At 70.1% G+C, this 14,014-nt stretch carries 6 protein-coding genes; 4 read left to right on the forward strand and 2 right to left on the reverse strand.

The features are described 5' to 3' along the window. Nucleotides 1–37 precede the first annotated feature (37 nt). Nucleotides 38–7,801 carry a non-ribosomal peptide synthetase gene (locus tag EQ874_RS14500; RefSeq protein ID WP_129977193.1) on the reverse strand — a complete coding sequence of 2,588 codons (7,764 nt, stop codon included), beginning with the start codon at nt 7,799–7,801 and terminating at the stop codon, nt 38–40. A gap of 178 nt (nt 7,802–7,979) precedes the next feature. Here EQ874_RS14500 and EQ874_RS14505 point away from each other — a divergent pair, with 178 nt between their 5' ends. The 3 genes from EQ874_RS14505 to EQ874_RS14515 are packed head-to-tail and all read left to right on the forward strand — an operon-like array spanning nt 7,980 to nt 11,611. Beyond that, nucleotides 7,980–9,122 (forward strand): isochorismate synthase, encoded by a 1,143-nt coding sequence (locus tag EQ874_RS14505; RefSeq protein ID WP_207213548.1) that lies wholly within the window; start codon nt 7,980–7,982, stop codon nt 9,120–9,122. After that, nucleotides 9,119–9,922 (forward strand): 2,3-dihydro-2,3-dihydroxybenzoate dehydrogenase, encoded by an 804-nt coding sequence (locus EQ874_RS14510; RefSeq protein ID WP_115311535.1) that lies wholly within the window; start codon nt 9,119–9,121, stop codon nt 9,920–9,922. Before EQ874_RS14505 ends, EQ874_RS14510 begins: the two co-directional genes overlap by 4 nt. 39 nt (nt 9,923–9,961) lie before the next feature. After that, nucleotides 9,962–11,611, forward strand: a complete 1,650-nt coding sequence (locus EQ874_RS14515) for a (2,3-dihydroxybenzoyl)adenylate synthase (protein ID WP_129977194.1) — start codon at nt 9,962–9,964, stop codon at nt 11,609–11,611. Here EQ874_RS14515 and EQ874_RS14520 read toward each other — a convergent pair. Continuing rightward, nucleotides 11,562–13,460, reverse strand: coding sequence for an ABC transporter ATP-binding protein (locus EQ874_RS14520; protein WP_129977195.1), 1,899 nt, complete (start codon nt 13,458–13,460; stop codon nt 11,562–11,564). The two genes, EQ874_RS14515 and EQ874_RS14520, sit on opposite strands and share 50 nt — an antisense overlap. Before the next feature lie 89 nt (nt 13,461–13,549). On the opposite strand from EQ874_RS14520, the gene EQ874_RS14525 reads away from it, so the two are divergent. After that, complete coding sequence (locus EQ874_RS14525) at nt 13,550–13,978, forward strand: MarR family transcriptional regulator (RefSeq protein WP_016934492.1); 429 nt, start codon at nt 13,550–13,552, stop codon at nt 13,976–13,978. The last annotated feature ends 36 nt before the right edge of the window (nt 13,979–14,014 follow it).

Here is a 14,014-nt window from a genome sequence, read left to right on the forward strand (position 1 = left end):
GCTAACCGAAAGAGACCGTCCCGCCAAGCGCTTCGTGTCAGCCGAATTCGAGCGCGAAATCGTCGATCTCCGCTTGGTCCAGGTCGTCGAGCGTGAGGTCGGACGGCGTGAACCCTCCTGCGTCCTCGTCCGCCGAATGCCCTGCGAGCGCACGCAACGCCGCGATCCACTCGTCGGCGAGCGCGGCGACCGTCGCCGCCGGAACGAGATCGGGGCTGTACCCGAACATTCCGCGCAACACCGGCTCGGTACCGGAATCGTCGGTGAGCACGCCGATCTCGACGGCGTGCGCGACGGGCATGTCGGCTTCGGTGGCCCCACCGAGCACCGAACTCTCCGGGGCGCCGGCCCACGCCTGCCCCTCGGTCTCCCCCAGCGTGAACCGGCCGAGATAGTTGAATCCGATGTCCACGGCACCGGCGCTCGCGAGTTCCGGACCGCCCACGGGATCGAGGTGCCGCAGCATCCCGAATCCGATTCCGCTGTCGGGAATCTCTCGCAGCTGTTCCTTCACCCGTTTCAACGCGTCCCCCGCACTCGTTCCCCCGGCGTACGCGTCGGCCACATCGAGCCCGCCGACGTCCAGGCGCACCGGATAGAGCGTGGTGAACCAGCCCACCGTGCGCGACAGATCCGCCCCCGGGACGGCCTGTTCCTCACGGCCGTGCCCTTCGAGGTCGACCGCGATCGCCCCGTCGCCGCACACCCGCGCGGACGCCAGCGCCAATGCTGTGAGCAGGACGTCCTCGACGCCGGCACGGAACCGCTCGGGAACGGTGGTGAGCAGCGCGTCGGTGAGCTCGGACGGAACCTCGACCTGTACCTTCGCGGTCTCCGCCATGGTGTGCCGCACAGGATCCGGATCCCCGGACGCCAGACGCACGCGTCCCGTCGGCGCGAGGATCCGCCGCCACAACGACAGTTCGGATCTGCGCGCCGGCACCCCGTCGAGCAGTCCCCGTGCCCAGCGGCGCAGCGACGTGCCCGCGCGCACCGGCACGACACCGTCGACCGCGCCGGCGAGATCGGGCACCAGGATGCGCCACGATACGCCGTCGACGACGAGGTGATGCACTGCGACGAACACCCGCCCCGGCGCATCGGGACCCGCGTCGAAGAAGATCACGCGCACGAGCGCGCCCGCGGCGGGATCGAGTTCCGCGTAGGCGGCCCCGGTCGCGGCGACGATCGTCTCCTGCAGGTCGGACGAGCCCGAGATATCCACGCGGGTCACGACATCCGCCGCGCCGACGGAACCGACCGGGCGGACGTCGAGCACCCGTGCCTGCGGGTCGAAGACGGCCCGCAGGGCGTCGTGCGTGTCGAGCAGGGCCTGGACGCCGCCGGTCAGCCGCTCGACGGTGAGCCCCGTAGGCGCGAGGAGCAGCCGCGACTGCGCGTAGCGGGCGTAGGGTCCACCACGGTCGAGCATGTCGTGGACGATCGGTGTCGCCGGGATTTCGCCGAGTGCCGCCTCGACGTCGACCGTCCCCGGGCCGTCCTCGATCTCGGCGACCCGGGCGAGACCCGCGGGGCTGCGGTGCTCGAAGACGTGCCGCGCGGTGAACCGGATCCCGGAGGCGCGCGCCGCGGACACCAGCTGGATGGACACGATCGAATCGCCACCGAGAGCGAAGAAGTCGTCGTCGGGACCCACGGCGTCGAGTCCGAGTACACCCGCCGTCAGTTCGCACAGACGCTGTTCGAGTTCGTCCGCCGGCAGCCGGCTCTCGGCGGCCGGAGTGAAGACCGGCTCGGGAAGTGCTCTGCGGTCGATCTTTCCGTTGCGGGTGACCGGCAATTCGTCGAGCACGACCGTGACGGCGGGAACCATGTGGTCGGGCAGCCGGTCGGCGACGTACACCCGCAGGGTGTCGGGGTCGGTGGTCCCGGCCGCATAGGCGACGAGTCGCTTGCGACCCGGTTCGTCCTCGCGGACCACGACCGCCGCGGCACTCACTGCGGGGTGGCCGCCGAGCACGGTCTCGATCTCGCCGAGTTCGATGCGGAAGCCACGGATCTTCACCTGGTCGTCGGTGCGGCCGAGGTAGTCGAGCACCGGGCCGTCGGTGCCGGAGATCTTCCAGCGCACCAGATCGCCGGTGCGGTACAGACGCTCGCCGCCGGTGCCGAAGGGGTCGGCCACGAACCGTCCGGCCGTCTGCGCGCTTCGGCCGAGATAGCCGCGGGTGACGTGCGGGCCGCCGACGTACAGTTCACCGGCGACGCCCGGGGGCACCTGCCGCAGATAGGCGTCGAGGACGTACACCCGGCCGCCGTGGATCGGCGTTCCGATGTTCGGGGTGCTGCCCGGGGTGAGTACGACGCCGGTCGCGTCGACGGTGCATTCCGTCGGACCGTACATGTTGCTCACGCGCACATCGGTTTCCGCGGCGAGCTGCGACCACAGCTCACCCGGGACGGCCTCGCCGCCGAGTACCATCGACTCGGGACGGTGCGGCGCGGCAGGGTCGAGGAGTCCCTCGGTGAGCAGGCGACCGGCGAGCACCGGACCGCAGTCGAGTGCGTCGATGCGGTGCCTCCGGACGTACCGGACGATCCCCTCGGCATCGGCCATGAGGTCCTCGGCGAGTACGTGCACGGTGTGGCCGCCCAGCATCGCGAGGAGGGGTTCGACGGACGAGTCGAACGCGAAGGTGTAGCTCAGCAGCACGGCGCGGCGGCGCATCGCGGGATCGCCGACGGTGCGGGTGCGCACCGTCTCCCACAGGTTCACGACACCGCGATGCGGCACCACCACACCCTTCGGGGTGCCGGTCGAACCGGAGGTGTACACGAGATAGGCGGTGGTGTCCGGGTGCACGACCGGCAGGTGCACGTCCGGGCCGGGGCCGGTGATCGATCCGGCCGCGTCGACGTCGAGCACGACGCCCACACCCGCGTCGCGGAGCATGAACTCGTTCCGGTCGGCCGGTTGCTCCGGGTCGAGCACCAGATAGGCCGCTCCCGACTTCCACACGCCGAGGATCGCCGCGACCAGCACGGATTCGCGCGGAAGACTCAGTCCCACGACGTCTTCGGGACCGATCCCGTTCGCGACGAGGTGACGGGCGATCCGGTCGGACCACGCATCCAGGTCGCGGAAGGTCAGACGGCTCGACGGCGTGACCAGCGCGGTCTCCTCGCCGTAGCGCTCCACGGTGCGAGCGAACAGTGCGGGCAGGCTCCGCGGTCCGGACCGATCCGGGAGCGCGGTCGCATCACCGGCGCGCAACACCTCACGCTCGGAGGCGGTGAGCAGAGCGAGCTGCGAGAGCCTCGCGTCCGGATCGGCGCACACCGCGGCGAAGGCCCGCTCGACCCGCGCGGCGAAGGCCTCGGCGGACGACTCGTCGAACAGGTCGCGGGCGTACTCGACGCGTACGCACAAACCACCGTCGGATTCCTCGATGACGCCGAAGGTGAGGTCGAACATCGCGGTGTCGTTCGCGACGAACGAGGGTGTAGGCGTCAGGCCGTCGAATCCCGTGATCGCCGGCGGGCTCTGGTACTGCACCATCACCTGGAACAGGGGGTGCCGGGCCGCGCTGCGCTCGGGGTTGAGGGTTTCCACGACGCGGTCGAACGGGACGTCCTGGTGCGAGTACGCCGCGACGTCGGTGTCCTTGATCCGGGCGAGCAGCTCCCGCACGGTGGGGTCGCCCGAGAGGTCGGTGCGCAGCACCACCATGTTGACGAAGAAGCCGACGAGGTCGTCGAGTTCCGGGGCGGGCCGTCCCGCGGTGGGCGATCCGAGCGGGATGTCCTCGCCCGCACCGCTGTGCGAGAGCGCGAGCGCGACCGCCGCGTGCACCATCATGAACATCGTGGTGCCGGTCGCGCGTGCGGCCTCCCGGATCCCCGCCGCACGATCGGCCGGGATCCTGTGTTCGACACCGCCGCCCGCATAGGACGCCACGGCCGGACGCGGGCGGTCGGCGGGAAGGCCGAGTTCGGCAGGGAGACCGTCGAGCTCCTCGCGCCAGAACGCGAGTTGCCGTGCGGAGAGCGAGTTCTCGTCGTTCTGGTCGCCGAGCAGTTCGCGTTGCCAGATCGCGTAGTCGGCGTACTGCACGGGCAACGGTGCAGGCTCGCGGGAGTCGCCGCGGACGTGCGCGGAGTAGAAGGTGCCGAGATCGCGCAGCAGCAGGGGTGTGGACAATTCGTCGCTCGCGATGTGGTGGGCGAGCACGAGCATCACGTGCTCGTCGGGCGCCATCGTGAACAACCGGATCCGCAACGGGATCTCGCGTTCGAGATCGAACGCGTGCCGGGCCTCGGAATGCAGGCGCCCGGTGAGCGCGTCGCGGTCGACGGTCTCGACCGCGAAGGGAACGGCAACCCCGGCAACTTCTTCCACTCCGCGCACCTGCTGCATCCCCGTGCCGTCACGCTCGACGAGAACGGTGCGCAGACTCTCGTGGCGCGCGAGCACGTCGGAGACCGCCTGCCGCAACGCATCCGGGTCGACCGGTCCGTGCAGGTCCACCGTGATGGGGACGTTGTAGGTCGGACTGGGCCCTTCCATGCGGTACATGAACCACAGCCGCTGCTGCGCATACGACAGTGGTGCAAGGGACAGGGCCGCCGGATCGCTCTCACCGCGCGGGACGAGCGCCGGTCCGGCCGGAGCGGCGGTCGGGTGGTCTCCACAGTGCGCGGCGAGCGCGACGACCTGCGGATGATCGAAGACCGTCCGGATCGGCAACTCCACACCGAGCTCGTCACGGATGCGGGCGAGCAGTGTCGCGGCGCTGAGCGAGTGGCCGCCGAGCGCGAAGAAGTCGTCGTCCGCGCCCACCGTGTCGAGACCCAGGATGTCGGCGTAGATCCGGCACAGCGCCCGCTCGGTCTCGGTCTCCGCGGTGCGGGACGAGACCATCGAGGAGAAGTCCGGTTCGGGCAGCGCCGTGCGGTCGAGCTTGCCGTTGGAGGTCAACGGCAGTTCGTCGAGGACGACGAGCGCGGCGGGAACCATGTACCCGGGCAGGAACTCGGCGACGAGGCGGCGCGCCTCGACCGGTTCGGGCACGTCCTGCCCCACGAGATAGCCGACGAGCTGCGTAGCACCGGAGGGATCGGTGCGCACCACCGTCGCCGCACGGGACACACCGGGGATGCGCAGCAGGGCGGCGTCGACCTCACCGAGTTCGATGCGGAATCCGCGGACCTTGACCTGGTTGTCGACTCGGCCGCGGTAGACGATGCGGCCGTCCTCGGTCCACTGCACGAGGTCGCCGGTGCGGTACAGGCGGGCGTACGGACCCGAGGAGTCCTCCGAGTACGGATTCGCGACGAATCTGCTCGCGGTGAGTGCAGGCGCGTCGAGATATCCCCGGACCACACCCGGCCCGGCCACGTACAGCTCGCCCTCGGTTCCGGCCGGCACGGGTGCGAGTCCCGCGTCGAGGACGTGGACGCGCAGGTTGGCGACGGGCCGGCCGACCACCGGTGTCTCGGCGTCGGCGACCTCCGCGACGAGGACGTCGACGCTGCACTCGGTGGGGCCGTAGAAGTTGAAGGCCGCGCCCCGGCGTTCGCGCAGGCGGTTCCACAACCGCTCGGAGACGGCGTCTCCGCCGAAACCGAGGGTGGGCACGGTGCCGTCCGGGAACAGGCCGTCGTCGACGAACTGCTCGAGTTGACTCGGTGAGAACTCGACGAAATCCCATCCCTCGTCGAGGGCGCGGCGTGCGAGCGCCGCCGGGTCGCGCCGGGTCGCCTCGTCGACGATGTCGACGGTGTGCCCGGCGAGCATCCACAGCAGCGGCTGCCACGACGCGTCGAACGCGAGCGACCAGGCCAGGCCGAGGCGGACGGATTCGCGGCCGGCCTCGCGGGCGGCACGGGTGAACACCTGGGCGCGGTGGCTGTGGAAGAGGTTGACCAGCCCGCGGTGGGGTACGACGACACCCTTCGGTCTGCCCGTGGAGCCGGACGTATGGATGACGTAGGCGATCGTCTCGGGTGTCGGCGGACGGCGCTCCGAGTCGTCGAGCGGAGCGTCGGACACGGCGTCGAGGTCGAGATCCTCGAGCACGACGCGGTGGGGTGCGCCCGCGACCTCACCGACCCGGTCGTCGGTCACGCGGGCGGTGAGGACGCAGACGGGATCGGTGGAGCCGAGGATGTGGGCGAGGCGGTCGAGGGGCTGGGCGACGTCGAGCGGGACGTAGGCGGCGCCGGTCTCGAGGACGGCGTGGATGGCGACCAGCGCGTCGACGGTACGGGGCAGCGCGAGCGCGACCCGCGCGTGCGGCCGGTCGAGATCGAACCGGGAGGCCAGATACCGGGCCAGGCGGTGCACCCGCGCGCCGAACTGCGCGTAGGTGAGCGTCACACGGGCGTCGGCCACGGCCGGTGCGTCGGGGGCCGCCTCGATCCTCTGCCGCAGCAGATCGACGAGCGTCAGCTCCGGGTCGAACGGGATGTCCGGGCTGTGGCTCCAGTCGTCGAGGATCGTCCGTCGCTCGGCGGCGGTCAGGACGGACACCTGCGCGAGCGGGGTGTGCAGATCCCGCTCGGCAACCGAACCGAACAGCATCTCCAAGCGCTCGGTGTGGAGCGTCAGATCCGCCTCGCTGTAGACGTCGGCGTCCACGTCGACGAACACCTCGAGTCCGGCACTGCCGTCGAGTGGCCGCACGGTGACCATGAAATCCTGCAGGGGCCCTCGGGCCACCGAGTGCACGGCCGCGCGCATGTCGCCGAACCGGAGGGAGTCGCCGAACGGCTTGACGTTGACCGACGGCCCGATGACACCGCGGGATCCGGTGGGCAGCCGCAGGTCGCGCTGGATGTCCTCGGTCCGGTAGCGATAGTGGTTGCGGCACAGCGCAACTCCATCGCGTACCTGGGCGACGAGATCGACGAGCGTGACCGAGGCGGTGGGATTCAGGCGCAGCGGAACGACATTGACGGCAGTGATCGGCACCCGCAGTGCAGCGGTGCCCAGGCGGTTCATGACGGGGAAACCGAGTGTGAGGTCCTCGCGACCGGTCGCGCCACGCAGATAGACGGCGACGAGGGCGGTCACCGCATCGCCCCAACTCGCGCCGACCTCCTTGCCGAGGGCCACCAGACCGCGCTGCTGTTCGGCGTCGAGGGTGAAACGCGCGCCGCGGGAGCGTCGCGCGATGCCACCCGGGCCGGGTCGCAGGGCGACCGCTTCGTCCACGCCGTCGAGGTACTCGCTCCAGAAGGCACGGTCGGCATCGAAGTCGGCCGAGTCGCGATAGACCGATTCTTCCCGGATCACCGCTTCGACCGGATCGAACCGTGCGGCAGCAACTTCCGCACCGGCGACCGCGGCGGTGTACCGCTCGGCGATACGCCGGTTGAACAGCGAGAAGCCGAAGGCGTCGAGGACGATGTGGTGGGCGCGGAGGTAGAGCAGGACGTGATCGTCGGCGAGTCGCAGGACCGCTGCCCGGACGCACGGATCCACCGACAGGTCGACGGCCCGTTCGAGGTCGCGTGCCATCCACTCGTGGGCCGCCTCCCAGGGGTTCGCCGCGGAGGTGAGGTCGACGGCCGGGGCGAGATCGAGCGGGCGCGCACCGGGGATCCGGACGACCGTACCGTCGGCGAGGGTCTCGAACCCCACGACCAGCGCCTCGGCCTCGGACGCCGCCCCGGAAACGGCCGCGACCAGCTTTTCCTCGTCGCTCGCACCTCGCAGTTCGATGCACTCCGAAGTGTTGAACAGCGGGTTGTCGGGGTTCAGTTGCTGGGCGAACCATACACCCGACTGTGCGCGCGACAGGGCGAGCCGTGAGGCGTCCGGGCCGGCAAGGGGCACTGGAGATCCTCTTTCCTTCGGTCGAAACGAATGACTGAGAACGGAATCCGCTGATGGGCGCGCTGCGGCGCCGGAGGGGACAGTACCAAAGGTTAGGCTTACCGTATATGTTGCTCTGTGATCGTGTGCCTCGTGGCGCGGTCCTGCCAGCAGACCTCCTCAACCGGAAGGTACGAGAATGCAAGTGCCGGTCCTCGGCGCAACCGCTACCGACCGGGCCGAGCGGCCCGTCGCGCATCCGTTCGTCCTGTCCCGTCCACACGGCACCGTCGTCGCCGAAGGCGTGAGTGAGCGCTTCGACCACCCGTCCGCCGCCGCCGAGGCCCTCCGCGCCGGCCGGATCACCGCACTCGTCGGTGCGTTGCCGTTCGAGGTCGGTCGTCCCGCCGCGCTGACCGCCCCGCACCTACTCCACCATTCCCCCGCCCCCTACGCCGCACCCGCCGGCAACCTGCCCCCCATCGCGATCACGGGTGCGTTGCCCTCCGAAGGCGAGCACATCGACCGGGTCGAGACCGCACTGCGATTGCTCCGCTCGGACGAGAGCGAACTGCTCAAGGTCGTCCTGGCGCGCGCACTCGTCCTGCGCGCCGGCCGGCCCGTCGGCCCACACGAACTGCTCGCCGCCCTCGTACGAAACGACCCGCTGCACAACGGCTTCCTCGTCGATCTCACCGCGGCCGGCGACCCGTGGACGGGCCGTCATCTGGTGGGGTCGAGCCCGGAGGTGCTCGTGTGCCGTCGCGGCGATCGGGTCACCGCCCACCCCCTCGCCGGTTCCGCACCGCGCCACCGCGATCCCGAGATCGATCGCGCGACCGCCGAGACACTCGCCGGTTCCGCGAAGAACCTCGCCGAACACGCGCACGTGATCGATGCGATCCGCACCGCGCTCGAACCGTTGTGCGCCGACCTCGACATCCCCGATCGGCCGTCGGTGACCAGCACGCGGCAACTGTGGCATCTCGGCACGCCCGTCGAGGGCCGGCTGCGCGACCCGGATGTCACGGCACTCGATCTCGCACTCGCCGTGCATCCCACCCCCGCGATCTGCGGCACGCCGACCGCCGCCGCCCGTGACCTGATCCTCGCCACCGAGGGCGATCGGGGTTTCTACGCCGGGGCCGTCGGATGGTGCGACGGTCGCGGCGACGGCGAATGGATGGTGACCATCCGCTGCGCCGTCCTCGAACCCGACGGGGTCGGGCTCACCGCCTACGCCGGGGGCGGTATCGTCGCCGACTCCGACCCCGCCGACGAACTGGCCGAGACGACCGTCAAGTTCGGCACCGTTCTCGATGCACTGGGAGTACTCCGGTGACCGAGACCCCCGCACCCCAGTCCCCCGCACCCCGGGACCCCGTCACACTCGTCGTCGGAGCCGCACAGGGCATCGGCCGCGCGACCGCGGAGACCCTCGCGCGCGCCGGGCACCGTCTCGTGCTCGTGGATCGCAACGCGGAAGGACTGGGTAGGACCGCTGCGCTGCTGGGCGATTCCGTCCCCACCTACGCCGTCGACATCCGCGACCACGACGCCGTCGCCTACGCCGTCGACAGCATCGAATCCGAGCACGGACCGATCGAGCATCTCGCGCACGTCGCCGGTGTCTTCACCACCGGATCGGTGCTCGACTCCGACCCCGAGGACTGGCAGCACATGTTCGACGTCAACGTCACCGGACTGCTGTCGGTCCTGCGTTCGGTCGGACGGGCCATGCGGGAGCGGCAGTCGGGTTCGATCGTCGTCGTCGGGTCGAACTCCGCGGGCGTGCCCCGCATGGGCATGGGCGCCTACGGATCGTCCAAGGCCGCCGCCACCATGATCGTGCGGATACTCGGACTCGAGCTGGGGCCGTACGGGATCCGCGCCAACATCGTCGCGCCCGGCTCCACCGACACGGCCATGCAACGCTCGCTGTGGGCGGACCCGAACGACGACACCGGTGCCCGCGGAGCCATCGAAGGCGATCTGTCGCAGTTCAAGGTCGGCATCCCCCTCGGCCGTATCGCCGAACCCACCGACATCGCCGAGGCCATCGAATTCCTGCTGTCCGACCGCGCGCGTCACATCACCATGCAGGCGCTCTACGTCGACGGCGGCGCAACACTGCGCGCCTGACAGACCCGACCCGTCCCACCTCCCGAAAGGAACCGCTCCGTGACAACCGGTTTCGAGCGCACACCGCTCGTCGACACCGCCCGCTACCCCGAGGAGTTCGCCGAGCGGTATCGCGCAGCCGGTTACTGGACGAGCGAGACCTTCGGCGAGTTCCTCCCGGCCCGCGCCGCCCGGTTCACCGGCCACACCGCCGTCGTCGGACACGACACCACGGGATCCTGGCGGCGCATCACCTACCGCGAACTCGACGACATCTCGGCCCGCATCGCCTCCGGTCTCGCCGACCTCGGGGTCCGCACGGGCGACCGCGTCGTCCTGCAGTTGCCGAACATCGTCGAGTACACCGAGGTCCTGTTCGCGGTGTTCCGCCTCGGCGCGCTCCCGGTCTTCGCCCTGCCCGCGCACCGTGCCTCGGAGATCGGCTACTTCTGCCGGTTCAGCGACGCCGCCGCGTACGTGATCGCCGACGAACACGGCGGGTTCGACTACCGCGTGCTCGCCCGGCAGATCACCTCCGAGACGGAGAATCCGCCGGCAGTCGTGGTCGCCGGTGAGGCCGAGGAGTTCACCGCACTCGGGTCGCTGCGCGACCGCGAACCGGCCCCGATCGCGGAGAGCGACTCCGAAAGCGTCGCCTTCCTGCAGTTGTCGGGCGGAACCACCGGCACATCGAAGCTCATCCCCCGCACCCACGCCGACTATCTGTACTCCGTGCGCGAGTCCGCAGCGATCTGCGGCGTGGACGAGAACACCCGCATGCTGGTCGCGCTGCCGGCGGCACACAACTTCCCGATGAGTTCGCCGGGCATCCTCGGTGTGCTGCACGCCGGCGGCACCGTCGTCCTCGCTCCGGATCCGAGCCCGGACACCGCGTTCGCCCTGATCGAGAGCGAGCGAGTGACGATGGCGTCGCTCGTCCCACCCCTCGCGCAGGCGTGGTTGTCGGCGCGGGCCCGCACCGGACGCGACCTGTCGTCGCTCGAGGTGCTGCAGGTCGGAGGCGCGAAGTTCCCGGCCGAAGCCGCCAAACGTGTTCGGCCCGAACTCGGATGCACGCTGCAGCAGGTCTTCGGTATGGCCGAGGGCCTCGTCGACTACACCAGGCTCGACGACGACGAGGACACCATCGTCACCACGCAGGGCCGGCCGATCAGCCCCGACGACGAAATCCGGATCGTCGACGACGCGGGCGATCCCGTGCCCGTGGGCACCGCCGGACACCTGCTCACCCGCGGCCCGTACACGATCCGGGGCTACTACGATGCGCCCGAACACAATTCGACGGCGTTCACCCCGGACGGCTTCTACCGAACCGGCGACATCGTCCGGCTCACCGGGCACGGCTACCTCGTCGTCGAGGGACGCGCGAAGGACCAGATCAATCGGGGCGGCGAGAAGATCGCGGCCGAGGAGGTCGAGAACCATCTGATCGCGCACCCGGCAGTGCTCGACGCGGCGGTGGTGTCGATGCCCGACGAGTATCTCGGCGAACGCACCTGCGCCTTCGTCGTCGCCGAGGGCGAAGCACCGAAAACCCTCGCGCTCAAGGAATTCCTGAGGAAGCGGGGGATGGCCGAGTACAAGATTCCCGACAAGGTGCAGTTCGTCGACGCCTTCCCGGTCACGGGAGTGGGCAAGATCAGCCGGAACGAACTGCGGCGCGCTCTCGCGGCCACGCTGAAGAACTGATCCCGCTCGTCGCCGAAGCGTCGGCGTCACCCCGCTCGGCACGAGCGGCGAGGGTTGCGTAGCGGCCACCGCGGGCGACGAGTTCGTCGTGCGTTCCGCGTTCGACGATGCGGCCCCGGTCGAGGACCACGATCTCGTCGGCGTTCCGCACGGTCGAGAGTCGGTGCGCGATGGTGATGGTCGTGCGTCCGCTGCGCGCGGCGTCGAGCGCCTGCTGCACGGCGTGCTCGGTGTCGTTGTCGAGGGCGCTGGTCGCCTCGTCGAGCACGAGGACACGCGGGTCGCGCAGAAGGGTGCGTGCGATCGCCAGGCGCTGCTTCTCCCCACCCGAGAAGCGGTGTCCCCGGGCACCGACGACGGTGTCGTAGCCGTCGGGCAGCGAGACGATCAGATCGTGGATGTGGGCGGCGCGGGCTGCGGTCTCGATCTCGTCGTCGGTCGCGTCGGGCTTCGCGTAGCGCAGGTTCTCCCGGACGGTCGCGTGGAGGAGGTAGGTCTCCTGCGAGACCACGCCGACCAGTGCGGCGAGATCGGCGAGCCGCATGTCGCGCAGGTCGACACCGTCGATGCTCACACGTCCCTCGGTCGGGTCGTACAGTCGTGCGACGAGCGAGCCGAGAGTGGTCTTGCCCGAGCCGGTCTCGCCGACGAGCGCGACCTGAGCCCCGGCCGGGACGTCGAGGTCGATCCGGTCGAGCGCGTCGCGGTGGGCGCCTTCGTAGCGGAAGCTCACGTTCTCGAACCGCACGTGGCCCGCGACGGCCGCCGGGTCGACGGGCACCGGGTCGTGCGGGTCGTCGATGTCGACGGGAAGGTCGAGGTATTCGAAGATGCGGCTGAACAGCGCGAGCGAACTGGTGACGGAGACGCCGACGTCGAGCAGGCCCATCAGCGGCCGGAACAACGCGCCCTGCAGGCCGGTGAACGCCACCAGGGTGCCGATCGTCATGCCACCCGAGGTGGCCGGCAGGCCCGCCACCAGGTAGAGAACGGCGGGGATCGCCGCGAAGACGATGTTCATCGTGGCCATGCGCCAGCGACCGGACAACTGCGCGTGCACCTCGAGATCGGCCAGTTCCTCCGAGGTGCGGGCGAACTTTTCGGACAGTGCCGGGCCGGTGCCCAGGGTCTTGACGAGCAGGACGCCGCTGACCGACAGTCCTTCGTCGATCTGGGACTGCATGTCGGCGAGGCGGCGCTGCTGACGGGCGGTGACGGCGCGGCGCATGAGCGCGACCCGGCGGGTGAGCCAGATGGCCGGCGGGAGCACGATCAGCGAGAGCAACGCCAGTCGCCAGCTGAGGACGGCCATCGCGATCGCGGTGCCGACGACGGTGGTGACGTTGGAGGCCAGCGAGGTCGCGGTGTTGGTGACCACGGACTGCATGCCGCCGATGTCGTTGGTCAGCCGCGACTGGATCTCGCCGCCACGGGTGCGGGTGAAGAAGTTCAGCGACTGTCGCTGCAGGTGGGAGAAGACCCGGGTGCGCAGACCGTGCATGACGTTCTGGCCGACGGTCGTGGAGATCCAGGTCTGGACGACGGACAGGAGCGAACTCGCGACGGTGACGGCCAGCATGCCTCCGACCGCCCACAGCAGCAGGCTCACGTTCTGGTGCGGGATGGCGTCGTCGATGACGGCGCGGACGAGGAAGGGCGTCGCGAGGGAGATCACCGACGACGCGACGATGAGCGCGACGACGAGGGTGATCTTCCACCGGTGGGGCGCGAACAGGGCGCCGATGCGGCGCAGGCTCACCGGGGATTCGCGGAGCTGGTCGAGGTCCTTCTTGTCGAGCTTGCCCCGGCGGCCGGGTCTGCCGCCGAGCGTGGGTGGGGGCTGCATCATGTGCGCCACCTCGATTCGTGGTTCGTGACTCGTACTTGTTGAGGTTGCCTCATTGAGTGGGAACCGTCAAGTGAGGTACTGTGGCCACTATGTCGGATTCACCCGTCGCGCTGCGCGATCTTCTCCTCACCACCACGCGTACGCTGCGCCGACGCTGGCACGACCTCCTCCGGCCGTGGGGATTGTCACCCCACGAGTACCGGGCGCTCGACGTCATCGGACGCGCCGACGACCCCATCCGCCTCGGCGTCGTGGCCAAGGAACTGCGCATCGTCCCCCGCTCGGCCACCGAGGTGGTCGATCGCCTCGAGTCGCGCGGCCTCACCGAGCGGCTCCCCGATCCCGCCGACCGGCGCGCGGTCTGCGTGCGGCTGACGGACGAGGGCCGCAAGGTCCGGGCCGAGCTGGCCTCCGCCCGCGATGCCGACGCCGTCGCGATGCTCGACCGGCTCGACGCCGAGGAGCGCGCGCGACTGTCCGAGCTACTGCACAAACTCGTCGACGACCGGCCGCACTGAATTCTCTCCGATCCGGGCACTCACATTTCCGTCGGC

The organism is Rhodococcus sp. Q1, from assembly GCF_004153645.1.
Taxonomy (GTDB): domain Bacteria; phylum Actinomycetota; class Actinomycetes; order Mycobacteriales; family Mycobacteriaceae; genus Rhodococcus; species Rhodococcus gordoniae.